The organism is Thalassotalea sp. G2M2-11 (assembly GCF_017168195.1).
Lineage (GTDB): Bacteria > Pseudomonadota > Gammaproteobacteria > Enterobacterales > Alteromonadaceae > Thalassotalea_E.
In genome coordinates, this window is sequence record NZ_JADNYL010000003.1 from 419,348 (window position 1) to 441,940 (window position 22,593).

At 38.1% G+C, this 22,593-nt stretch carries 24 protein-coding genes and 1 tRNA gene; 17 read left to right on the forward strand and 8 right to left on the reverse strand.

All coding sequences use genetic code 11. The features are described 5' to 3' along the window. The first annotated feature begins 273 nt into the window (after window positions 1–273). The 5 genes from IV514_RS12785 (at window position 274) to IV514_RS12805 (ending at window position 3,145) form a co-directional block, all read left to right on the forward strand. On the forward strand, window positions 274–933 hold the full coding sequence (locus tag IV514_RS12785; protein WP_206485654.1) for a hypothetical protein: 660 nt from the start codon (window positions 274–276) through the stop codon (window positions 931–933). 287 nt (window positions 934–1,220) lie between these two features. Next, the gene (locus IV514_RS12790) at window positions 1,221–1,427 is read left to right on the forward strand and encodes a hypothetical protein (RefSeq protein WP_206485655.1); all 207 of its coding nucleotides are present in this window, start codon (window positions 1,221–1,223) and stop codon (window positions 1,425–1,427) included. 113 nt (window positions 1,428–1,540) lie between these two features. Further along, window positions 1,541–1,867, forward strand: coding sequence for a hypothetical protein (locus IV514_RS12795; RefSeq protein ID WP_206485656.1), 327 nt, complete (start codon window positions 1,541–1,543; stop codon window positions 1,865–1,867). A 435-nt stretch (window positions 1,868–2,302) separates the two neighbouring features. After that, window positions 2,303–2,806 carry a GNAT family N-acetyltransferase gene (locus tag IV514_RS12800; protein WP_206485657.1) on the forward strand — a complete coding sequence of 168 codons (504 nt, stop codon included), beginning with the start codon at window positions 2,303–2,305 and terminating at the stop codon, window positions 2,804–2,806. Between the two features lie 30 nt (window positions 2,807–2,836). Next, complete coding sequence (locus tag IV514_RS12805; protein WP_206485658.1) at window positions 2,837–3,145, forward strand: antibiotic biosynthesis monooxygenase; 309 nt, start codon at window positions 2,837–2,839, stop codon at window positions 3,143–3,145. A 304-nt stretch (window positions 3,146–3,449) separates the two neighbouring features. Here the strand turns inward: IV514_RS12805 and IV514_RS12810 are convergent. Then, a tRNA-Val gene (locus IV514_RS12810) sits at window positions 3,450–3,526 on the reverse strand. A 125-nt stretch (window positions 3,527–3,651) separates the two neighbouring features. Further along, a complete protein-coding gene (locus IV514_RS12815; protein WP_241242352.1) occupies window positions 3,652–4,974 on the reverse strand; it encodes an MATE family efflux transporter in 1,323 nt (440 codons plus the stop codon). 108 nt (window positions 4,975–5,082) lie between these two features. Between IV514_RS12815 and IV514_RS12820 the strand changes: the two genes are divergently transcribed. Next, on the forward strand, window positions 5,083–5,706 hold the full coding sequence (locus tag IV514_RS12820; RefSeq protein ID WP_206485659.1) for a riboflavin synthase subunit alpha: 624 nt from the start codon (window positions 5,083–5,085) through the stop codon (window positions 5,704–5,706). Here the strand turns inward: IV514_RS12820 and IV514_RS12825 are convergent, their stop codons facing one another. The 3 genes from IV514_RS12825 to IV514_RS12835 all read right to left on the reverse strand — a co-directional run bounded on the left by IV514_RS12825 (window position 5,707) and on the right by IV514_RS12835 (window position 7,629). Then, the gene (locus IV514_RS12825; RefSeq protein ID WP_206485660.1) at window positions 5,707–5,928 is read right to left on the reverse strand and encodes a CPXCG motif-containing cysteine-rich protein; all 222 of its coding nucleotides are present in this window, start codon (window positions 5,926–5,928) and stop codon (window positions 5,707–5,709) included. Between the two features lie 78 nt (window positions 5,929–6,006). Next, on the reverse strand, window positions 6,007–6,873 hold the full coding sequence (locus IV514_RS12830; RefSeq protein ID WP_206485661.1) for a fructosamine kinase family protein: 867 nt from the start codon (window positions 6,871–6,873) through the stop codon (window positions 6,007–6,009). 63 nt (window positions 6,874–6,936) lie between these two features. Then, a complete protein-coding gene (locus IV514_RS12835; protein WP_206485662.1) occupies window positions 6,937–7,629 on the reverse strand; it encodes a hypothetical protein in 693 nt (230 codons plus the stop codon). Window positions 7,630–7,826: 197 nt separating this feature from the next. On the opposite strand from IV514_RS12835, the gene thrS reads away from it, so the two are divergent. The 7 genes from thrS (at window position 7,827) to IV514_RS12870 (ending at window position 14,134) form a co-directional block, all read left to right on the forward strand. Then, complete coding sequence (gene thrS / locus IV514_RS12840) at window positions 7,827–9,737, forward strand: threonine--tRNA ligase (protein ID WP_206485663.1); 1,911 nt, start codon at window positions 7,827–7,829, stop codon at window positions 9,735–9,737. A gap of 99 nt (window positions 9,738–9,836) precedes the next feature. Continuing rightward, window positions 9,837–10,382, forward strand: coding sequence for a translation initiation factor IF-3 (gene infC / locus IV514_RS12845; protein WP_206485664.1), 546 nt, complete (start codon window positions 9,837–9,839; stop codon window positions 10,380–10,382). Window positions 10,383–10,571: 189 nt separating this feature from the next. Beyond that, window positions 10,572–10,766, forward strand: a complete 195-nt coding sequence (gene rpmI / locus IV514_RS12850; protein ID WP_206485665.1) for a 50S ribosomal protein L35 — start codon at window positions 10,572–10,574, stop codon at window positions 10,764–10,766. 15 nt (window positions 10,767–10,781) lie between these two features. Further along, window positions 10,782–11,138: a 50S ribosomal protein L20 gene (gene rplT, locus IV514_RS12855; protein WP_184422580.1), complete on the forward strand. Its 357-nt coding sequence runs from the start codon at window positions 10,782–10,784 to the stop codon at window positions 11,136–11,138. Window positions 11,139–11,406: 268 nt separating this feature from the next. After that, complete coding sequence (locus IV514_RS12860; RefSeq protein WP_206485666.1) at window positions 11,407–12,510, forward strand: phosphoribosylaminoimidazolesuccinocarboxamide synthase; 1,104 nt, start codon at window positions 11,407–11,409, stop codon at window positions 12,508–12,510. A gap of 124 nt (window positions 12,511–12,634) precedes the next feature. Beyond that, complete coding sequence (locus IV514_RS12865; RefSeq protein ID WP_206485667.1) at window positions 12,635–13,714, forward strand: porin; 1,080 nt, start codon at window positions 12,635–12,637, stop codon at window positions 13,712–13,714. Between the two features lie 9 nt (window positions 13,715–13,723). Continuing rightward, window positions 13,724–14,134 carry a phosphate ABC transporter substrate-binding protein gene (locus IV514_RS12870; protein ID WP_206485668.1) on the forward strand — a complete coding sequence of 137 codons (411 nt, stop codon included), beginning with the start codon at window positions 13,724–13,726 and terminating at the stop codon, window positions 14,132–14,134. 84 nt (window positions 14,135–14,218) lie between these two features. Here the strand turns inward: IV514_RS12870 and IV514_RS12875 are convergent, their stop codons facing one another. After that, window positions 14,219–14,779 (reverse strand): hypothetical protein, encoded by a 561-nt coding sequence (locus IV514_RS12875; RefSeq protein ID WP_206485669.1) that lies wholly within the window; start codon window positions 14,777–14,779, stop codon window positions 14,219–14,221. A 132-nt stretch (window positions 14,780–14,911) separates the two neighbouring features. Then, window positions 14,912–16,126 carry an HDOD domain-containing protein gene (locus IV514_RS12880; RefSeq protein WP_206485670.1) on the reverse strand — a complete coding sequence of 405 codons (1,215 nt, stop codon included), beginning with the start codon at window positions 16,124–16,126 and terminating at the stop codon, window positions 14,912–14,914. Between the two features lie 272 nt (window positions 16,127–16,398). Between IV514_RS12880 and pheS the strand changes: the two genes are divergently transcribed. The 3 genes from pheS to IV514_RS12895 are packed head-to-tail and all read left to right on the forward strand — an operon-like array spanning window position 16,399 to window position 20,084. Continuing rightward, on the forward strand, window positions 16,399–17,379 hold the full coding sequence (gene pheS / locus IV514_RS12885; protein ID WP_206485671.1) for a phenylalanine--tRNA ligase subunit alpha: 981 nt from the start codon (window positions 16,399–16,401) through the stop codon (window positions 17,377–17,379). Between the two features lie 11 nt (window positions 17,380–17,390). Continuing rightward, window positions 17,391–19,790, forward strand: a complete 2,400-nt coding sequence (gene pheT, locus IV514_RS12890) for a phenylalanine--tRNA ligase subunit beta (RefSeq protein ID WP_206485672.1) — start codon at window positions 17,391–17,393, stop codon at window positions 19,788–19,790. A gap of 3 nt (window positions 19,791–19,793) precedes the next feature. Next, on the forward strand, window positions 19,794–20,084 hold the full coding sequence (locus IV514_RS12895; RefSeq protein ID WP_206485673.1) for an integration host factor subunit alpha: 291 nt from the start codon (window positions 19,794–19,796) through the stop codon (window positions 20,082–20,084). A gap of 67 nt (window positions 20,085–20,151) precedes the next feature. On the opposite strand, the gene IV514_RS12900 is transcribed toward IV514_RS12895, so the two are convergent. Next, entirely contained in the window at window positions 20,152–20,670 is a 519-nt protein-coding gene (locus IV514_RS12900) for a DUF2937 family protein (RefSeq protein ID WP_206485674.1), read from the reverse strand. 119 nt (window positions 20,671–20,789) lie between these two features. Here IV514_RS12900 and IV514_RS12905 point away from each other — a divergent pair, with 119 nt between their 5' ends. After that, window positions 20,790–22,592 carry an ABC transporter ATP-binding protein/permease gene (locus tag IV514_RS12905; RefSeq protein ID WP_206485675.1) on the forward strand — a complete coding sequence of 601 codons (1,803 nt, stop codon included), beginning with the start codon at window positions 20,790–20,792 and terminating at the stop codon, window positions 22,590–22,592. Window position 22,593 lies beyond the last annotated feature (1 nt).

Consider the following 22,593-nt stretch of genomic DNA (forward strand, 5'->3'; position numbering starts at 1 on the left):
TGATACTTTTATTACGCTATGTAAATCAATGGGTTATATTTAAGTTGTTGATTTTATGTTATATCGTAATAATCGTTATTAGTGTTTATTAAACGAGTGTGGTACTAAACTGGTACTTTTTAGTTAATCGCCCGTACTTTTATTTATGTATGATTTACATTGAATTTTTTGTACCTTACGAGGTTACCTACCTTGCAAGGTCTCACTAATAAGTTGTTAGGCGCATTAGTGTCGCGGGTGGAATTAATAAGTATATAAATTGTAAGGACTAAAATGATTTCATCTAATGAGTTACTAAAAAATCTTTACCAAAAATCATTAAATGATTTTCAGTGTTTTACTGATAAATTTAGTGAAGAATGTCTTCATGGTCCCTTATTGATTAATCCAAAAGCATATTACGGTCAAGAAACAAAGTTACTGATCATTGGTCAGGAAACTTATGGTTGGGCATCAGAATATACTGATATAAATGCGCAAATCTCATGCTATGAAGAATTTAATGTAGGTGAAAACTATGTTAGTTCACCATTTTGGAACGTGACAAGAAAAGTAGAGAGGCTACTTAACATTGAGCCTTATTCATGTGCTTGGTCAAATTTGAATCGCTTTGATCATAATGGAGGCTCTCCCGTTGGTGATGTTGAAATTGAAATGCCACAGTTTGACAGAATCCTAGTTGATGAAATTAAAATTCTTAAGCCAGATATTTGCCTGTTCTACACGAATCATAAATACGACTGGAGATTAAAGAATATTTATGACGGTTTGCTGATGGAGGATATTCACGGATTGCCTACGAAACATTTCTGCAAGCTTTCGCACCCAGATTTACCGTTTAAAAGTTACCGAACTCCTCATCCAAAGACAATGAGAATGCAAGGGTGGGAAAGTCAGTTCATAGAGTATCTAATAAATATAAATGGAGTGTAATTCGCCTAACAAAGCATTTAAGAGTGATTCCCAACGCATGGCATTTTTCATTCCATCGTTGGGTTTTGCGTTTACGGTGGTATGGTTAGGTTTCGTGGTAACGTTGCTCACACCTTAATGCGGCGTTATAAGTCTATGAGAACATGGATATGTTGAAGAAACCTTGCCCTTGGTGCGAAAAGAAAATTTCATTCTGGCAACTAGGCCGGATACGCAAAAAAAAGCTAACATTTCTAACGATACAACATGACTTTTTAATATGTCCATATTGTGCCAAAGCAGTTAAGTTGTCGGGACGATCTTTATACTTATTATGGGCGCTATTACCATTTTTTGTTTTTCCATTTATCTCTATGTTCACTGATATAGAGTTGTTCGATTTACTCCCTATCGATAATCGTTTTTTGATAATGTCTATTGGCTATTTGTTTATTTTGGCTGTGTTTTTTGGTGCGTTAGGTTTTAGTAAATTCGCAAAGGATAACGACTTATAACAAGGCAATCGTGGATGGGACGTCTAAAGCTTGGCTGGCGCTCATTCTTCTCTAATTTTAGCTAAGCTTAATACGCCCCATATTGCGGCGTTAGTTGCCAAGGAGTATACATCATGGAAGAGTCCACATTTGAAGCTTTATTTATTCTTTTATTTGTTGTTTTACCCTGCGGTATTTCTGGGTACTTGATCGCTTATAAAGGGCGTAGAGGCTTAATTTCAGGGTTTAATGAAAATAAATTTTCTAACCCTCAGGCATTTGGGAAAAGCGTAGGTTTAAGTTTAATAATACTTTCCATATTTATGACCTTTATTGCTTATCTTTGGTACTTGGGTGGTCTCACAGAAAATCAAATGTCTTCCTCTGTTATATTTCTCGTTATTGGTGTCGTGGTAAATTACTTTTATGGTATTGTTAAGTATCGTAAAAAAGGCAACTAACTAAGAGAGTATGAAGTACTTTTAGGTGCTTGGAATTGTTCTAAAGAATTAAATTTATTTAACTCAATGAGTGCCAAAATATCTAAGTTAGATGGTACTTAATTGGTACCTCGTGATTTGATTTCATGTAAGCTGTTGAAATTAAATGAAAAAGTGATGCGTCCGAGTGAATTTGATACTTTTGTTACGCTTTATAAATCAATGGGTTACATTTAAGTTGTTGATTTTATGTTATATCGTAATAATCGTTATTAGTGTTTATTAAACGAGTGTGGTACTAAACTGGTATTTTTTAGTTAATCGCCTGTACTTTTATTTATGTATGATTTACATTGAATTTTTTGTATCTTACAAGGTTACCTACCTTGCAAGGTCTCACTAATAAGTTGTTAGTGCTACCTAGATATCGCGCTCATAATTTCGTTAAAAATTCGTATGCAAACTTACAAAGAAGCAGCAATTGAAGAGTCTGACTTACTCACGTCGTTAGTGAGACGGGCCAAAGCCCATTGGGGTTATCCACAAGAATGGATGGAGGAATGGAAAGAGGAATTAACTATCTCTCCAAGTTACATAGCTTCAAACATTGTTGTAGTCCTTGAGTCTGACAAAAAGATAGTTGGATTTTTTGGACTAGAACTTAAAGACGGCTTTGCATACCTGGGCCATTTGTGGATTGAGCCGTCCCATATAGGCACTGGGTTAGGCAAACTATTATTTGCAAAAGTGTGCAAAGAAGCACTTAATCGCGGCTATTCAACAATGGAGCTTGTCGCGGACCCAAATGCAGAGGGTTTTTATCGGCGCTACGGAGCGACGAAAATCGACGAAGTTCACGGCTCTATTCTCGGAACGCCAAGAGTCTTGCCTAGATTGCGGTTAAATCTAAAAAGCACTAACAAATCGCTCAACAACGACGCTGAAAAGCGCGCGTTTTAGCGAGGCGTTAGCACTCAAGGAGGAAAGTAAGTGTTTATAGCAATCTATGAGTTTGAAATAAAAGACGGAATGAAAGCGTCATTTCGGGAAGCATGGCTCGAAGTGACAAAGGTAATTTATCAAAAATGCGGTAGTTTTGGCTCAAGTCTTCACGTATCAGATAAGCCAAATGTTTTAGTGGGTTACGCACAGTGGCCGAGTCGCGAGCAATGGGAAAAAGACCATAATTTAACTGGTGAGCAGTACCAAAAAGCTCGTGAAGAAATGCGCAATTGCTTAGTACAATCGAAAACAGTTTATAAGTTAGAAGTTAGTGATGATTATCTACAATCCACTTAAGCGCCAGAGTGCTATAAGAATTTAAAGCGGGACTGCTAACAGTTTGCTCGGTTTCGCTTCGCTACACATTTTAGCAAACAATTATCAACCCCTTAAATGTGCGTTACCTTTCTACAAAGATTCTAAATGACAATATTTCAACTAAAGAACTAAGAGAGTATGAAGTACTTTTAAATGCTTGGAATTGTTCTAAAGAATTAAATTTATTTAACTCAATGAATGCCAAAATATCTAAGTTAGATGGTACTTAATTGGTACTTCGTGATTTTAATCGTATGTAAGCTGTTGAAATTAAAGGAAAAAGTGGTACGTCCGAGTGAATTTGAATCACCGACCTCTACCATGTCAAGGTAGCGCTCTAACCAACTGAGCTACGGACGTACAAAAGATGTTGAATAACTCAACGTGGCGCTATGTTAGCGATCTGAAATTTGACTTGCAAGTTATTTTCGCGATTTAAAATCATTTTTTGTTTGTTTGATTACAATTCAGTCAAATGTAGGCTCTTATGCGTTCACCATGCTACGTGTTTGTACTATTTTTAAACGCCAGGCGAGTAAAATGGCTGCTACTGTTAGACCTGAAATAAAGCCAATCCAAAATCCATAAGGTCCTATGGCGGGGATCAGCCAATCGGTTAAACCTAAAATCAAGCCAACCGATAATCCGACTAACCAATACGAGCAAAAAGTAATATACAATATTGCTTTAGTATCCTTATAACCGCGTAGGGCGCCAGCAGAGATGACTTGAATAGCATCTGAAAATTGAAAAAGTGCAGCAAGAAACATCAGACTTGCTGCCAATTCAATCACTGCCGATTCTGTTGTATAGATACTGGCGATTTCTGTTCTAAAGATAAGGCTAAGCGCGGCAGTAACTACCGCGATAATTAATCCTAGCATGACAGAATATAGACAAATTGCTTTGGCTTCACTGTGATTATTATTACCTACGGCAAAACCTACTTGAATTGTCACAGCCATGGCTAGGCTGAGGGGAACCATAAATACGAGCCCAGAAAAGTTAATCGCTATTTGGTGACTTGCGACCACTTCTGCGCCAAAAGGGGCAAGTAATATGGCTACGACAGAAAATAAACTGACTTCAAATAGCAGTGATAAGGCTATAGGTACTCCAATAGAAAGAATATATTTAATTTCTTGCCAATCGGGCCAATAAAATTGTTTAAATAAAGGCGTTTGTTTTAATACCTTCGACACAAGACAATAGATCAGCATGGCACCAAACATCACCCAGTAGACAATTGCGGTCGCCAAGCCACAACCAGCGCCACCTAAAGCGGGTAGACCAAATTCCCCGTAGATAAAAATATAATTGGCCGGAATATTAATTAATAACCCGATGATGCTGATGATCATCGTGGGTTTAGTATGAGAAAGCCCTTCAGAATAATGTCTCAAAACGAGGTACAAGCAAAAACCTGGACCACCCCAGATAATATAACCTAAATAATCGAACATGAGCGTTTTTAAGTCATGCTCTAAGGTAATGCGTTCACTAATAGTAGGGCTTAGTAGGTTAAAAAGTAGAATTAATACAATGCCTAATGTTAATGCAATCCAAGCTGTTTGATAGCTTGCTTTGGCTATTTTATGATGCTCATTTGCGCCAGCATATTGTGAAACGATAGCTGCTAACGCCATCACTAATCCATAAATTGTCAGAATAAGTGGTAACCAAATGCTACTGGCAACGGCAACTGCCGCCATATCAGTCGCACTAACGCGCCCAGCCATTACCGTATCGGCAAAGCCCATTAAATTTTGTATCAGCTGTGCAATCAAAATTGGGTATGCCAGCTTCATTAGCTTTTTGCTATAGGAAAAGAAGAGTTCTAAATGCATGATGTAGTTGGGAATGTTTTCCTGCTTTGTTAGAATGAACAATGATGTTGTTTTATAAGTGGATGATATATGTTTACAGGCATTGTGCAATCGCAAGCTCGGGTTAATTTACTAAAAATTGAAAATAATTTAGCGCGCTTAGTGGTAAACACGTCGCCTAAGTTGTTACAAGGCTTAGTCACTGGTGCCAGCATTGCCGTTAATGGGGTCTGTTTAACCGTTGTCGAGTTTGAGCACTTTAGCGATTATGGTTCAATTGCTTTTGATGTCATTGATGAAACGTTACACGTGAGTAATTTATCATCGCTTAAGGTTGGGGATTCTGTCAATATTGAGCGTTCGCTCAAAGTAGGTGATGAATTAGGCGGCCATATTGTTAGTGGTCATGTGCACTGTCAGGTAGTGTTGGCTGATAAAATTGTCACTGAAACAAATTGTACGTTACGGTTTCAGTTACCTGAAACATGGCGTAATTATGTATTAGCTAAAGGGTTTATTACTGTTAATGGCGTGAGTTTGACTGTTGGACAAGTGGTGAGTGAACAAGGCTTTAGTGTGCATTTGATCCCAGAAACATTACAGCGAACTAATCTTGGTGTTTTGAGTGTTGGGGATAAAGTGAATTTGGAATTTGATCAACAAACGATCACTATAGTCAATACCATTAAACAGTTAAACTTGTCACAAGGTTAGTTAAAATATTTGCTCATCATCGCTATCTACGGCTAATTGTATTTTTTGATGATATTCATCGATGTGAAGGTTTAAATGAATGTCATTACAACAGGCAGGGCACTCATCGTAATAATCTTGATCACCAGCAGATGAATCTAAGGCGATAAAAATATGGTGTCCACAATGAGGGCAGGAGATCTTTTGCTCTTTTATTTTATGTACTGAATTATCTTGGGGCATGTTGCCTCCTAGACGCTAACTTTTATCTCATAATCTTTATTATGAACCAGTTTACATAAAGTGCGAGTTATCCCCTCATTAATGTAGAGATAAAATCCTTGATAACACGGCCTTGGATTGATCGATATATATTCCACCAAATAAATTAGCGTGATTAAGTACATGATAAAAATTGTAAATTAATTTTCTTTGCTCATAATTATTCGGCAAAGGATAGGTGTCGTGATAACCAAGGTAAAAATCATCAGGAAGCTGGCCAAATAACTCGGTCATTGCTACATCTACTTCCCGATCACCATAATAACAAGCAGGATCAAAAATCACAGGTTTATGGTGATAAAATCCCATATTGCCTTGCCATAAATCACCATGAACTAAGCAAGGTGTCACTTGATGATGTAATAGCGCGTCGTGGCAAACTTGGGTGATATGGTCAATATTGCCTAATTTAATTGATTTCTCGTGCAATAATTGTAATTGCCAGGCGATGCGTTGCTCGGCAAAAAATGTGCGCCAATTACTTTGCCAGTGATTAGGCTGTAATGTATCACCAATATAATTATCATGTTGCCAGCCAAATTGCCCATGTGTGGCACGTTTATGCATGTAGGCTAATTGTTGACCTAAATGATACCAATCTTTAGCTTCAGGTGTCTCAAAAGGAATATAACTCAGTACTAAAAATGCTTTATCTAAGGTAACACCGTAGGTGATCACTTCTGGGCAGGTAATTTGTTGAGACTGATTAATTTGCTCTAATGCATATGCTTCTGATTCAAAATGCTCTAAATGGCTTTTATCATTGAGTTTGACAAAAAAGTTCTGATGGTAGTTGCTGATCCAATAGCATAAATTGATATCACCACCGGTAGCAGGTTGTTTATGTTTAATGGAAAAAGGTTGATTGGTGACTTGTTCTATCGCATGTTCAATACTGGCCCACATATTAGCAACTCTTTTATCAATGCCCATATTGATAAATTATAGTGAATTATCTCGTAGTTGCGATTATTTCTCGGGCTTTTCTTCAATGATTGGATGCTTTAGTGTCTGATATTTGGACTGGGGAAGTTGCTGAGATATTTTCTCTAATGAAGACCATATACTGCTGAGTGTGACACGATTAGTTAACCAATGTGGCAGGCTGCCATTTGCGTCAGCAATAAATTGATAACGAATATGCAGTGTATTCTTAGTTATTGGTGTGATATGCCATTGTGCGGCATAAAGGCTGATGACAATAGCGTCATCTTCTTGCTCGTTTTGCTTAGCTAAATCGGTGACTGAAATAGTCACTGATAGATCATCGAATTGTCTAACCTCTGATTTTACGGTCATGACTCTTTCAGTTATTGGCCAGAAAGCTTTAAAGCGAATAGAAAGCAAACTCTCGTTGTCAGATACAGCAATCACTTCAAAGGATTTTACTTTATCCAGCCAATTAGCAAGATTTTGTTGGTCTTGAATAAATAAAATAAAGCCGCTTAAGCTTGAATTTACCGTCAGCTCCGCACTTATTTCAATAAGGCCGGCTTTTTTCGTTGATCTTGTTTTTACGCGCTTATTGGCTGATTCTCGCCATATGGTCCATGAATCGGCTGGGTTTTGTATGTCTGTGCTATTAATTGACAGTTTATTGGCATAAGCTGGGTAAGTGAAAACGAACAAGCTCATCATTAAGGTGATAGATAGATAAAGCATAGCAAAATTAACTCGGCGAAATACCGCTTTATGGATTGCAATAATAATCGATTTCCCCTATATTCACCGGCTTGATTGGCGCTTGCCAATGTACACTAATATTATTCGATAATATAGCCTATATCCGGTTGTATTAATCCAGATTTAAATAGTCATGCGACGCTTGGTATGCGCCGCCACTGTAGAAAGGAAAATTCATGCCTGTTATTACGCTTCCTGATGGTTCTCAACGCTCATTTGAACAAGCTGTATCTGTAATGGATGTTGCTCTTGATATTGGTCCTGGTTTAGCTAAAGCGACCATCGCTGGTCGTATCAATGGTGAATTAGTTGATGCTTGTGAAATGATTGAGTCTGATGCAACTTTACAGTTAATCACCAGTAAAGATAATGAAGGTCTTGAGATCATTCGTCACTCATGTGCTCATTTATTAGGTCATGCGATCAAGCAATTGTGGCCAAATACTAAAATGGCGATCGGACCTGTGATCGATAATGGCTTTTATTATGATGTGGATCTAGACCATGCTATTTCTGAAGATGATTTAGCGAAACTAGAAAAGCGCATGACAGAACTTGCGCGCACAGGCTATCAGGTCATTAAGAAAACAGGTTCGTGGCAGGATGCGGTTGATGCCTTTACCGAGCGTGGCGAAACCTACAAGTTAGAAATTTTAAACGAAAACATTGAAAAAACAGATCGCCCAGCGCTGTATCATCACGAAGAATATATTGATATGTGTCGTGGTCCTCATGTACCCAGTATGCGTCATTGTCATCACTTTAAGCTAATGAAAGTGGCAGGGGCATATTGGCGTGGTGATTCGAACAATAAAATGTTGCAACGAGTGTATGGCACCGCATGGGCAGACAAAAAACAATTAAAAGCTTATATTCAACGCCTTGCTGAAGCAGAAAAACGAGATCACCGTAAAATTGGTAAAACATTAGATTTGTTCCACTGGCAAGAAGAAGCGCCAGGCATGGTGTTTTGGCATAACGATGGCTGGACACTTTACACTGAGTTAGAAAAGTTTGTTCGTGAAAAACTTCATGAATATGACTATGACGAAGTAAAAGGGCCGTTAATGATGGATCGCGGGCTTTGGGAAAAATCGGGTCATTGGGACAAGTATGCCGATGCTATGTTTACTACAGAGTCTGAAAAACGTGAATATGCAATCAAACCGATGAATTGTCCAGGTCACGTACAAATCTTTAATCAAGGTTTGAAATCATACCGTGATTTACCATTAAGAATGGCAGAATTTGGTTGTTGTCATCGTAATGAACCATCAGGTGCGTTGCATGGGTTAATGCGTGTACGTGGCTTTACTCAAGATGATGCGCATATTTTTTGTACTGAAGAGCAAGTGCAAGATGAAGTGACTAAATGTATCGAAATGGTGTATGACGTTTATAAATCATTTGGTTTTGAAGACATCTTGGTTAAGCTATCAACTCGCCCTGAAAAGCGTATTGGTGCCGACGAAATATGGGACAAAGCCGAACAAGGTCTTGCTAATGCGTTAAATAACTTAGGGATAGCGTTTGAGTATTTACCTGGTGAAGGCGCATTTTATGGTCCTAAAATTGAATTTACCCTATTAGATTGTTTAGGTCGTCACTGGCAATGCGGTACAGTACAACTTGATTTTGCTTTGCCAGGGCGTTTAGACGCTTCATATATTGGTGAAGATGGTGAAAAACATGTGCCGGTGATGATTCATCGTGCTATTTTGGGTTCACTTGAGCGATTTATCGGTATTTTAATTGAAGAATACAGTGGAAAATTCCCAACGTGGTTATCGCCAATTCAAGCAACAGTGATGAATATTACCGATAAACAGAGCGAATATTGTCAAAATGTTGTTAAAAAACTCAAAGAAAGTGGAATTAGAGTTAAACTAGACTTGAGAAATGAGAAGATAGGCTTTAAAATCCGCGAGCACACTTTAAAGCGTGTTCCATATTTGTTAGTTGTTGGTGACAAAGAAATGGAGAATGGTGAAATTGCCATTCGCACGCGAAGTGGTGAAGATTTAGGTAAGATGTCGGTCGACAGTTTTATTAATACATTAACCGAAGAAGTAGTTTCTCGTCGTTAATTGATTTTAAACAAGGTTTGACGGACATTATTTTTTTCATCTGACATTATTTAATGAAATAATAATAAACAATGTTGGTACAAAGTTCTTTGGAGGAACATGGCTATTAAAGGTGGTCAACGAGGCGGGCAAAAAGAACCTGCACATCGTTTAAACGAGTTAATTACAGGCACTGAAGTTCGATTAATCGGATTTGAAGGTGAAGCGGTTGGAATCGTCTCTTTAGACGAAGCAATGAATAGAGCAGAAGAAGCTGGTGTCGATTTAGTCGAAATCAGCCCAACAGCAAAACCGCCAGTGTGCCGTGTGATGGACTACGGTAAGTTCTTATATGAGAAAGCCAAGGAACAAAAAGAACAACGTAAGAAGCAGAAACAAGTACAGGTAAAGGAAATTAAATTCCGTCCTGGCACAGATGAAGGCGATTATCAGGTGAAATTACGTAACCTGAAGCGCTTTTTAGAAGGGGGCGATAAAGTCAAAGTTACTTTACGTTTCCGTGGTCGCGAAATGGCCCACCAAGAACTAGGCTTAGAGCTTTTAAATCGCGTTAAAGGTGATTTAGAAGAGCTAACAACAGTTGAGTTCTTCCCGCGTAGAGCGGAAGGACGACAAATGGTGATGGTATTAGCACCTAAAAAATAATCAATAGCTTGGTTTTAGCAAGTGGTAATAATGTTTGTTATTGCCCACCACTATTGTTTTTAACCGGTGATTTTAGGCCTGAAAGTAGAATCAATTACCTTAGTTAAAAGGGATGATTTTCGCCTAAGTTGCTAAATTTCAATGGCAATGCTCAAGTAATGTTTGAGTATGAATGTGGAGTAATATTCAATGCCTAAAATGAAAACTAACAAAGGTGCTGCAAAGCGCTTTAAACCGACAGCTAAAGGCTACAAGTTCAAACAAGCGGGTTTACGTCATATCTTGACTAAACGTCGTACGAAAGTTAAGCGTCACTTACGTGCTAAGTGTCATATCGCTGCATCTGACATTAAGTCAGTTAAAAAACTTTTACGTCACGGTTAATAGGAGAGATAGAAAATGGCAAGAGTAAAACGCGGTGTTGTAGCACGCGCACGTCATAAAAAAGTTCTTAAGCAAGCGAAAGGTTACTACGGTGCTCGTAGTCGCGTATATCGCGTTGCTTTTCAAGCTGTAACTAAAGCTGGCCAATATGCTTACCGTGACCGTCGTCAACGTAAGCGTCAATTCCGTCAACTTTGGATTGCTCGTATTAACGCAGCAGCTCGTCAAAATGGTTTATCTTATAGCCGTTTCATCAATGGTTTGAAAAAAGCATCGATTGAAATCGATCGTAAGATCCTAGCTGACATCGCAGTATACGATAAAGCAGCTTTCTCTGTATTAGTTGAAAAAGCACAAGCTTCTTTAGCATAATCGTTGAGTAAAGAAACGATAAAAAGGACGCTGTATTGCGTCCTTTTTTCTTTTTGAGATTGTTGTTTTGAACTGTTTAGCAGAGTTTATGCGTTATATAATGAACGCATTCATTGTTTAATGGGGTATTTCTCTTGAAATCTGGCTAAATAACTTCAAAAATAATGAGCTTTAAAAGTTTGATGATGATGTTGCGAATAATATTTTATGACTGAACTGAAATATTATTCGCAACAGTTTATTAATTTTGAGCTTAAGGTAAGACCCCATGAGTTTGGCAGATAAAGTTTTAGCAGTGAATAATGATTTACCTATTCGTACCGATAAGCCGGTACATAGTGGTAAAGTGCGTTCTGTGTATTGGTTAACAGCCGCTGATAGCCAACGGTTAATTGAAGAAAAGGGCTATGATGTGCCTACGGATACACCACTAGCCATTATGGTGATAAGTGACCGTATCTCAGCATTTGACTGTATCTGGAAAGGCGAAGGTGGTATGCGAGGCGTACCTGGCAAAGGTGCAGCATTAAATGCGATATCAAATCATTGGTTTAAAGTCTTTAAAGAACAAGGCTTGGCAGATAGTCATATTTTAGATATCCCTCATCCATTTGTTTGGATTGTACAAAAAGCACAGCCAGTCATGATTGAAGCTATTTGTCGACAATACATCACAGGGTCAATGTGGCGTGCATATGAAAAAGGTGAGCGTCACTTTTGCGGTATCGAATTACCTGAAGGCTTAACCAAAGACAGCAAGTTACCAAGCTTATTACAAACACCTTCAACCAAAGGGATTTTAAAAGGGATCCCTGGCGTGCCTGAAGTTGACGATGTTAATGTTACGCGTCAAAACATTGAAGAGAATTTTAAGGCCTTTAATTTTAAGAATGTCGAAGATATTAGTTTATATGAGAAGCTGCTAACCGAAGGCTTTAATGTCATTTCTGATGCATTAGCTTCTCTAGATCAAATTTTTGTTGATACTAAGTTTGAATTTGGCTACGTCAAGGATACGCAAGGTAAGGATAAGCTTATCTATATGGATGAAGTGGGTACGCCAGATTCATCTCGTATCTGGGATGGAACTCAGTATAGTCAAGGGCAAGTTGTTGAAAACTCAAAAGAAGGCTTTAGACAATTGCTCCTTAATCATTTCCCAGATCCCGATATTTTATTGAACAAGGATCGGATGGCAGAAAGAGAAGCCTTAGCAGAAAATAACGAATTACCATTAACAGTGTTAATGTCAGTTTCTAAAACATACACTGATATCGCTGAGAAAATTACTGGTGAGAAAATCACCTTAAGTGACAACCCAAAAGCAGAAATTATCGATATATTAAACAGGGAATATCAGTTAATTGATTAATGTTTAAGTCCACTTTATAACCAAAGGCAAGCTGTCAGAAGCTTGCCTTTTTTTGTGCTAACTATTTGTATTAACGATATTTTGAACTATGTTTAAAAAGTACATAGCAATGGGGAGTTGTTTTATGAAAGTTGGTTATTTAGGGGCAATAGCTGTTTGTGCATGTTTTATACCTGGCAGCGTATTTGCTGAAGTGTCTATCTCAGGGTTTGCAAGTATAAATGCTGGAAAGGTTTTAAGTGGTAGTGGTGTGCCACAATATGATGTACCACCGACGTTTCTTGCTGACTATCCAATCGTTTCTGCTTATGAAGAGCAGTGGTCCTTTAAGCCAGAAAGTTTATTTGGATTACAGTTTTCGGCGGATTTAATGGACGGTTTATCTGTAACAGGGCAAGTGGTATCAAGGGGGGCTGATGACTTTGATACGCAATTAGAATGGGCTTATCTATCTTACGAGCTAAATGACAATTGGACATTTCAAGCGGGTAAAAAAAGGCTACCACTATTTTATTATTCAGACTTTTATGATGTTGGTTTTGCTTATGTGTGGATGAGGCCTCCTGCAGATACATATACTTGGCAAGTTTTTAATTACAACGGTGTTAATGCGCTATATTTTGGTGAATGGGGAGATTGGACGGTTAATGGCAACCTTTATTTTGGCCGTGAAGATAGCAGAGAAAATCGATTACTCAGTCAATTTTTCTTTTTAGAGCCAACGCGAGAAATTTGGAAAGACATTATGGGGGGAGTGATCAACCTCAGTAATGACTGGTTAGAAGTACGACTAACCCATATGAGTTATACCAATGAGCGTTATATTGGAGGTGTTCAATCTACTTGGGATGGCAGTAATGAACGTGACGGTAAGTTTTATGGTATTTCTGCTAATGCTGATTGGGGCAACGTTTTTATATTAACGGAACTTAATCGCCTTGATTTGGGAGGTAATTTAGATACTGGCATGGTCACACTTGGCTATCGAGCAGACAATATCATACCTTATGTTGGCTATTCTCGCTTTAAAGAAGATGCCAGTGATGGTGAAAATCACAATAGTACCTTTATTGGTTTACGCTGGGACTTCCATCCTTCTGCAGCATTTAAAGTTCAATACGATGATGTTGAAGATAAATCTTTTGAACTCGCAGTCGCAGGTGATAGTAAATCATTAACGTTTGGCATCGATATAGTTTTCTAAGGAGTTATGATGAAAAAATTACTATTGTCTTGTTTGTTCTACGGGGTGTCTTTGTCTGTTTTAGCAGAAGTTGCTGTGATTGTTAATCCGGCAAATACAAGCACTATTGATAAAAAGCTCATTAAGAAGATATTTACGGGCAAGGTTAAATCATTTCCAAGTGGTAATAGTGTCGTTGCAATTAATCAAGCCAGTGCTAATGAATTAACTGCTGAGTTTAATGACAAAGTATTAAACAAGTCGTCTAGTCAAATCAAAGCATATTGGTCAAAACAATTGTTTACTGGCAAAGGTACACCGCCTAAGGAAGTCGACAGTGACAGTGAGGTGATAAAGCTAGTGGCTAGCGATCCTAATATGATAGGTTATGTGAGTCCTTCATCATTGACAGATAAAGTAAAAGTAGTTGGTCAATACTAAGGTATTCGAGCTTTTAGCAATCGTTGCAATAAAAACCCCGCATATCCAAGTGATAGCGGGGTTATATTATCAGAGTAATGTTGATTAATGTTTATGATTTTTCATCAAAACTTTGCTGTTATCTATGGGGATCATAATATGAGCATATGGCGTACCGCCCCACATAATATATGGTCCACCAACACTAGGATCGGTTGGGATCCCATTTAACAATTCTTTCGGTACAATCACCATTAAGTGGGGACCTGTCTCCACATAGTCTTTCGCATTTTTGTGATCGGCGTGATAGGGTGTTGAATTGCTAACACCTGCACCTTTATCACCTTTTAACATGTAAGATAGTCCAATTCTATCAGCGGTAAACTCCTCTTTATTACCTAAGGCATTCATCATTGTCATCCAAGTTTCATCATTACAGATGGGGTTTTTATCACCAGGCATAACATTGGGCAAACAAGTCCAACCGTTGCTTCCTTTTTTCAAAATTGTACCATCATTATCCATAATGGTGGCATCCTTACTAACAGACATAGGTGCGGCTGACATCGCTCTATTAATTTTGGCTTGTTTAGATTCTCCCGCATAAACGTTAGTCGTTAGTATAAGAAATAGGCCTGTGAGTGTTGTTAATTGTAAAGTTTTCATTTTGATACCTCTCGTTGTTTTTCGTCGACCTGATCCTACAAACATCAACAGGTTGTTATCAGTATAGGTGAAAAATATGGAATGAGAATGAGAATAATAATGGTAATGAAAAGGTAGTATCAGCAGGTAGCTTTAGCAATGATCATATTTGTTAGCCCAAATAACCGATTGTTTATAAAAACCTGCTAATAACTCATAATCAACATTGATCATATCGGCTTGAGATTTTGTTTTAAACCAACTGCCTTTTTCATATTCTTTGACTGTGTTTAATACATATTTTAGTAAGGAAGGTTTCGATGAAAGCAGAGCTTCAGTTACATCATCTACTATTGATAAGTTTTCTAAGACGACTTCCATTGGTTTATCCAACATAGCATCCAACAAGGAAAACAACCCCATAATAAAACAAGCTTCACTTTGTGCAGGAAACGCTTTTTGAGCGATTAATTCGCAAAATCTTGCTCTGATAATGGCTATCCGTGTTAATTCTTTGGGTTTATTCGAAGCAATGATGCCCGTAGCCATCAGTAGAATGAGTTTCTTAATTTGTAAATCACCCAAATAAACAACCGCTTTTTTGATTGAGTCAATTTGTTGGGTAATAGGTAATATACCTGAATTGGTAAACTTTAATAATTTATAACTCAGTGCAGAATCGTGTTCAAAGTACGCGGCTATTTTATTGATGTTAATTGGCGTTTTTAAACTTTCTTGGATCAGGCTGAGTAAAACGGGCTGATTTGTTTCTAAATCATAACTACTGCCCATTTGAGGTTTACAGAAATAATAACCTTGAAAGTAATGAAATCCTAAACGTTTTGCTTCTTCAAATTCTTCTTTTGTTTCTACTTTTTCCGCTAATAACTTTAGTTTCTTTCGTGCTTTTAGCTGAGTAAGTAAAGGAGCAATTTTTTCCAAAGAGGTGGTTTGTATATCAAATTTGATCATTTTAACTAAATTGAAAAAACGTGCCCATTTGGGATCATAAATAAAATCGTCAAGTGCTAAGTGGTAACCTTGGTGATATAACGCTTTACACGCTTGATAAACTTGCTCTGATGGTGTCACAGTCTCTAATACTTCAATCATGACTTGTGATTTTGGTAATAATAATGGCAGACCTTCGATGATTGATTGTTCACCAAAATTGATTAAAGCGGGTTTATTATCGGTAATTGGCGCGATGCCTTGATTTAGATGGGTTTGCATAACAACTTTGGCGGTTGCTTCATGGGGATCGATATTAGGAAAAATATTCTCAGGGCTATCACGATAGAGCAATTCGTAAGCAACAACATGTTCTTTACGGTTTAATATGGCTTGTCTTGCAGTGTAAACTTCCATTTCGCTCCTTGAATTAATTGACCGACTTTACAGCAAAATTATGATTATTATACCCTTAATTTTACAGATTAGAAAAAAAAGTCTCGTTTTGCGAATGTTTCTACCTACACAGAGCATTTTATTTTAAAAATAAGTAGCTTAAATAGAAAAAAATCCCATCTATTGGCTACATTTTTAATCTAAATTTGTGTAAACTATTCGACCATTTTTTCAATACACTAGTCTACCCAAAGCCTGCTAGTTTACGCTTTAGAGTCGTTTTAGAGGAACTCATGAATTTAGACGAAATTATATTGCAAGCAGAACAAGCGATTGCTGCTGCAAATGAACCTGCTGAACTTGATCAAGTTCGAGTTAATTATTTAGGTAAAAAAGGTTTATTTACTGAACAAATGAAAGGTTTAAGTAAGTTACCTAAAGAAGAAAAACCTAAAGCAGGGCAAGTGATCAACCAAGCAAAGCAACAAGTACAGAAACTGTTGACCGAGCGAGGCGAGTTTTTACGCGCTGAAGCAATCAAAGAGACGCTAGCAAAAGAATCTATTGATGTGACACTACCTGGCCGCTCAAATAGCAATGGCGGTTTACATCCAGTGACACGCACCATAGAGCGTATTGAAAGCTTTTTTGGTGATTTAGGGTTTTCGGTGAAACAAGGACCTGAAGTTGAAGATGACTTTCATAACTTTGATGCGTTAAATATTCCTGAGCACCATCCGGCTCGTCAAGACCATGATACCTTTTATTTTAATCCTAAGTTAGTATTGCGCACGCAAACATCGGGTGTACAAATTCGCACCATGGAGAAAGAACAGCCGCCATTACGCATTATTTCTCCAGGCAAAGTGTATCGTAATGATTATGACCAAACCCATACTCCAATGTTCCATCAGGTGGAAGGGTTGATGGTAGATAAAGATGTCAGCTTTACTCATTTAAAAGGTATTTTGCATGATTTTCTGCATCACTTTTTTGAACAAGATCTAGAAATTCGTTTCCGTCCATCATATTTCCCATTTACGGAGCCATCGGCTGAAGTAGATGTGATGGGTAAAAATGGAAAATGGTTAGAAGTGTTAGGTTGCGGGATGGTACATCCTAATGTATTGAAATCAGTAGGTATTGATCCTGAAGTTTATACTGGTTTTGCTTTTGGTATGGGAGTGGAAAGGTTGACTATGTTGCGTTATGGCGTGAATGATCTGCGTGCCTTTTTCGAGAATGACCTTCGCTTTTTGAAACAATTTAACTAGGAAACCAGCAAATGAAATTTAGTGAATCTTGGCTACGTGAATGGGTTAATCCAACGATTTCTTCACAAGAATTGTCTCATCAAATCACCATGGCTGGACTAGAAGTTGATGCGGTTGAACCTGTAGCGGGTGAGTTTACCGGTGTGCTTATTGGTGAAGTTGTTGAATGTGGCCCTCATCCTGATGCAGATAAACTACAAGTGACCAAAATTAACTTAGGCCCAAATTTTAATGACGGCGAGTTAGTTGATATCGTTTGTGGTGCGAAAAACTGTCGTTTAGGACTAAAAGTTGCTGTTGCAACGGTTGGTGCGGTGTTACCGGGAAATTTTAAGATCAAAAAAGCTAAACTGCGCGGTGTGCCATCACATGGTATGTTATGCAGTGAATCAGAGCTTGGTTTAGCAGAAAGCTCTGATGGTATTTTAGAATTAGCATCTGATGCGCCTATTGGTGTTTGTGTCCGTGAATACTTAGATTTAGACGATGTTACTATTGACGTTGATTTAACGGCGAACAGAGGTGATTGTCTTGGTTTAAAAGGCTTAGCTAGAGAAGTAGGCGTATTAAATAGTTTGCCAGTTAATGAACCTCAAATTATTGTGTCACCGCCAAGTATTGATGATGAAAAGCGCATTCAATTAACGGCTGAACAAGCATGTCCTCGTTATCTAGGTCGTATTATCAAAAATATCGATATCAAAGCGAAATCGCCTTTATGGATGATTGAAAAATTACGCCGTAGTGGTATTCGCTCGATTGATCCTGTTGTTGATGTGACAAACTATGTGTTATTGGAGCTAGGCCATCCAATGCATGCGTTTGATTTAGCAAAAATTGATGGTGACATCAATGTACGTTTTGCAGAGCAAGATGAACCATTAACCTTGTTAGATGGCAATGAAGTTACGTTATCAACGGACACCTTAGTGATTGCTGATGACAATAAACCGTTAGCGATGGCGGGGATTTTTGGCGGTCAAGACTCAGGTGTGACTGAGCAGTCAACGGATATCTTTTTAGAAAGCGCCTTTTTCTCACCTTTAGCCATTTTAGGTAAAGCGCGCCAGTATGGTTTGCATACAGATTCTTCCCATCGTTATGAGCGTGGTGTGGATCCAAGTATGCAACGTGAAGCGATGGAACGTGCAACGCAGTTATTGTTAGAAATTGTCGGTGGTCAGGCTGGACCTGTGGTTGAAGCTGTCAGTGAGCAGCATGTTCCACAACCAAAAACGGTAAATTTACGTCGGGCTAAGTTAGATGGCCGAATTGGCTATCATATTGCCAATGAAAAAGTTAACGAAATTCTGACGCGTTTAGGTTTTGATGTCAGCTTTGAAAATGATGTTTGGACTGTAAATGTACCAGCATATCGTTTTGATATTTCAATTGAAGTTGATTTGATTGAAGAAGTTGCGCGAATTTTTGGTTATAACAATATCCCCAATATTTCACCAAGCGCTACTTTAGCAATGCGTGAGCAACAGGAAGCGCAATTGCCGGTATCTCGTTTACGCCAAATTTTGGTGAATCGTGGTTATCAGGAAGCGATCACTTATAGTTTTGTTGATCCTAAGATCCAATCACTTATCCATCCTGAACAAGATGTCATGACTTTACCTCATCCTATTTCATCTGAAATGTCAGTGATGCGTTTAAGTTTATGGACGGGCTTATTGCAATCGGTGGTGTATAACCAAAACCGCCAGCAAAATCGCATTCGTTTATTCGAAACTGGTTTACGCTTTATTCCTGATGAAAATGCGGAAAACGGTGTGCGCCAACAACCAATGATAGCAGGAGTGATCACTGGTAATATCAACCAAGAACATTGGAGCATGGAGAAGCAAGCGGTAGATTTTTATGATATTAAATCTGACGTTGAAGCATTGTTAGCTTTAACGGCAAATGCTTCTGCTTATCAATTTAATAAAGCTGAAATTGCCGCATTACACCCAGGGCAAACTGCAGCGATTTACCAAGGAGATAGCTTGGTTGGTCATGTAGGAACCTTACATCCTGAAATAGAAAGGAAATTAGGGTTAAATAGCCGAACATTTGTTTTTGAATTGTTATTGTCTGAAATTTCGACGAAAAAAATCCCTGAAGCTGGCGAAATCTCTCGCTTTCCTGCCAATAGAAGGGATATTGCCGTGGTCGTTAAAGAAGATGTTGAAGCAAAAAAAGTGTTACAACTCATTGAAAATGTTGGCGGAAATTATTTAGTTGATCTAAACTTGTTCGATGTATACCAAGGTAATGGTATTGAAGCTGGATTTAAGAGCTTAGCGATTGCCATGGTTTTACAAGATCATCAAAAGACACTTGAAGAAAAAGAAATCAATGATGTCGTTGATCGTGTGGTCGATACATTAAAAGATGAACTAAATGCATCACTGAGGGATTAAGCAATGGCGCTAACTAAAGCAGAAGTCGCAGAACATTTATTCGAAAAAGTTGGGCTAAGTAAGCGCGACGCAAAAGAAATGGTAGAAATGTTTTTTGAAGAGATCCGAGAAACATTAGAAGCTGGTGAACAAGTTAAGCTTTCTGGTTTTGGTAATTTCGATCTTCGTCAAAAAAGTGAACGCCCAGGGCGTAATCCAAAAACGGGTGAAGATATTCCAATTTCTGCACGCAAAGTGGTAACTTTTCGACCAGGTCAAAAGTTAAAAAGTCGTGTCGAAGATGGCAACGGTTAATTGTTAGCTGTTTTATATGATGGATTCATTAAAGTCACTTAACGCAAGTTAAGTGGCTTTTTTATTGCTATACGTTAACACGAGCGTCAGCATTAAATAGACGCGTAATGAGGTAAATGCTCAAACTTTTGAGTAAGACTACTGATAATGCCAGTATGGCACCTGTGGCTAATGCTGTTAACTCTAAAGGTATCGCTAAGCTAAAAATTTTAGCAGTTTGCTCCATAATACTCACATCTCCGTTTATCACTAATTGCTGAATCTTTTGCCAGTAAGAGGGGCTTAACATGTTATGAAGGTGTTGCTGCAAATAATTTACTCTAGAGACTAATTGTTCAATAATCGTTGCTGTATCCACTACGCTTGGATCAGAATTTTGCTTATAAGCACGGATCAATAGGTGAAGGTTGCCTTGATGGTGCAACTCAGCCAGTTGTTTGAATTGCGCAAGTTGCAAGTTAGCTTCATTTAAATGGCCAGATAACCGCTGTGAATATTGATTGATAAATTCAGGTAATTGCACACCGCATATAAAAACAACGGTGAAAATACACTTATCGAGTAATTGATTCAAAAAACCAAGCATAAACAGAAACTAATGATAAAGAGGTAATTAACGTTACCATAGCGCAAGATGAAGATCACTGCTTGTATTGTGGGCGTAAACTCGCTAGAGTTTTGTTTTTGATATTGCCTTAAAGTGTTATGCGTCATTCATCTCATCCTACCGTCGATACGAACCCAATCAATTGGCGTGTCCTAAAGCAGTTGTTACCTTACTTACTGGAATTTAAAACTCGAATTTTTGTTGCTTTGTTATGTTTGTTAGCAACGAAATTAGCCAGTGTTTATGTACCATTTATCTTAAAAGATTTAGTCGATACGTTAGATAAAGGTCAAGATAACTCTATCGTTTTTGTACCACTTGTACTGGTGATCTCTTATGGGATAGTAAGATTATCGATAGTGCTTTTTGCTGAAATCAGAGATACCTTATTTGTTAAAGTTACTGAGCGTGCGGTTAGGCGCATTGGTTTAAAGGTTTTTCGACACCTACATCAACTGGATTTAGATTTTCACTTAGATAGGCAAACTGGCGGTATTTCCCGGGATATTGATCGTGGAACTTCGGGTGTTGGTTTTTTGATCAAGTTTATGGTGTTTAACATAGTGCCAACCTTAATTGAAATTGTGATGGTGGTTTCAATTCTTTGGTTTAACTATGGGATCGACTTTGCCATAGTGACAACAGTTGCTATTGCAAGCTATGTCGCTTTTTCAGTCTATGCGACTAATAAGCGTACTCAATATATTCAAGCCGTAAATAAAGCAGATTCTCGTAGTAATACCAGAGCAATTGATAGCTTGATCAATTACGAAACCGTGAAGTACTTCTCAAATGAAGAGTATGAAGCACAGGGCTATGATCGCCAATTAGCCGACTGGGAAGCGGCGAAAATGAAAAATCGACTCTCTCTGTTTGCCCTTAATGGTGGTCAAGCTTTCATTGTTGCGCTTTCGATGACAGTGATGTTAGCGCTAGCAGCGTATCAAGTGGCGCATAATACAATGACCCTTGGTGACTTTGTTTTGATTAATGCGTTTATGATGCAATTATTTATCCCACTAAACTTTTTAGGGTTTGTTTATCGTGAAATAAAAGGCTCGCTTACCAATATTGAGCAAATGTTTAATTTAACCTTAAAAGTGCCCAAGGTCGTTGATGCTAACAATGCAACAACATTACAGGTAACAAAAGGTGAAGTGAGCTTTAATAATGTCTCATTTAATTATAGTGATGATCGCCCCATTATTAACAATGTAAGTTTTGAAATAAAAGCAGGGCAAAAGGTGGCAATAGTAGGCGAGAGTGGCTCAGGTAAATCGACACTCGTAAAATTACTGTTTCGTTTTTACGACGTTGATAAAGGCGCTATCAGTATTGATCAACAACCTATCGATAAAGTCACACAATATTCCCTGCGCAAAAATATTGGTATTGTGCCGCAAGATACCGTTTTATTTAATGAATCCTTGTATAAAAATATTGTCTATGGTGATGTTGAAGCGGATGAGCAAACAGTGCTTGAAGCAATAAAACTGTCGCATTTATCTGCTTTTATTGATGCTTTACCGCAAGGGGTCGAAACAGTTGTCGGTGAGCGGGGCTTAAAGCTCTCCGGTGGTGAAAAACAGCGGGTGGCGATTGCACGAACCATAGTGAAAAATCCGCCTATTTTAGTCTTTGATGAAGCGACATCTTCGCTTGATAGCTATTCTGAACAGGCAATACTCAAAGCGATCAAAGAAGTTGCAAAGAATCATACCAGTTTAGTGATCGCACATCGATTATCTACCATAGTCGATGCCGATAATATTTTAGTGTTACACCGTGGTGAATTAATTGAGCAGGGTGATCATCAAAGCCTGCTAGCAAGAAAAGGTCATTACTATCGCATGTGGCAACTTCAACAAAACAATGAGCATACAATGGCTGAGGAGCGATAAT

Coding starts and splice junctions, on each gene's coding strand:
- IV514_RS12785 (WP_206485654.1), top strand. CDS start 274: ATGATTTCATCTAATGAGTTACTAAAAAATCTTTACCAAAAATCATTA.
- IV514_RS12795 (WP_206485656.1), top strand. CDS start 1,541: ATGGAAGAGTCCACATTTGAAGCTTTATTTATTCTTTTATTTGTTGTT.
- IV514_RS12800 (WP_206485657.1), top strand. CDS start 2,303: ATGCAAACTTACAAAGAAGCAGCAATTGAAGAGTCTGACTTACTCACG.
- IV514_RS12815 (WP_241242352.1), bottom strand. CDS start 4,974: ATGAAGCTGGCATACCCAATTTTGATTGCACAGCTGATACAAAATTTA.
- IV514_RS12820 (WP_206485659.1), top strand. CDS start 5,083: ATGTTTACAGGCATTGTGCAATCGCAAGCTCGGGTTAATTTACTAAAA.
- IV514_RS12825 (WP_206485660.1), bottom strand. CDS start 5,928: ATGCCCCAAGATAATTCAGTACATAAAATAAAAGAGCAAAAGATCTCC.
- IV514_RS12830 (WP_206485661.1), bottom strand. CDS start 6,873: ATGTGGGCCAGTATTGAACATGCGATAGAACAAGTCACCAATCAACCT.
- IV514_RS12835 (WP_206485662.1), bottom strand. CDS start 7,629: ATGCTTTATCTATCTATCACCTTAATGATGAGCTTGTTCGTTTTCACT.
- thrS (WP_206485663.1), top strand. CDS start 7,827: ATGCCTGTTATTACGCTTCCTGATGGTTCTCAACGCTCATTTGAACAA.
- infC (WP_206485664.1), top strand. CDS start 9,837: ATGGCTATTAAAGGTGGTCAACGAGGCGGGCAAAAAGAACCTGCACAT.
- rpmI (WP_206485665.1), top strand. CDS start 10,572: ATGCCTAAAATGAAAACTAACAAAGGTGCTGCAAAGCGCTTTAAACCG.
- rplT (WP_184422580.1), top strand. CDS start 10,782: ATGGCAAGAGTAAAACGCGGTGTTGTAGCACGCGCACGTCATAAAAAA.
- IV514_RS12860 (WP_206485666.1), top strand. CDS start 11,407: ATGAGTTTGGCAGATAAAGTTTTAGCAGTGAATAATGATTTACCTATT.
- IV514_RS12865 (WP_206485667.1), top strand. CDS start 12,635: ATGAAAGTTGGTTATTTAGGGGCAATAGCTGTTTGTGCATGTTTTATA.
- IV514_RS12870 (WP_206485668.1), top strand. CDS start 13,724: ATGAAAAAATTACTATTGTCTTGTTTGTTCTACGGGGTGTCTTTGTCT.
- IV514_RS12875 (WP_206485669.1), bottom strand. CDS start 14,779: ATGAAAACTTTACAATTAACAACACTCACAGGCCTATTTCTTATACTA.
- IV514_RS12880 (WP_206485670.1), bottom strand. CDS start 16,126: ATGGAAGTTTACACTGCAAGACAAGCCATATTAAACCGTAAAGAACAT.
- pheS (WP_206485671.1), top strand. CDS start 16,399: ATGAATTTAGACGAAATTATATTGCAAGCAGAACAAGCGATTGCTGCT.
- pheT (WP_206485672.1), top strand. CDS start 17,391: ATGAAATTTAGTGAATCTTGGCTACGTGAATGGGTTAATCCAACGATT.
- IV514_RS12895 (WP_206485673.1), top strand. CDS start 19,794: ATGGCGCTAACTAAAGCAGAAGTCGCAGAACATTTATTCGAAAAAGTT.
- IV514_RS12900 (WP_206485674.1), bottom strand. CDS start 20,670: ATGCTTGGTTTTTTGAATCAATTACTCGATAAGTGTATTTTCACCGTT.
- IV514_RS12905 (WP_206485675.1), top strand. CDS start 20,790: ATGCGTCATTCATCTCATCCTACCGTCGATACGAACCCAATCAATTGG.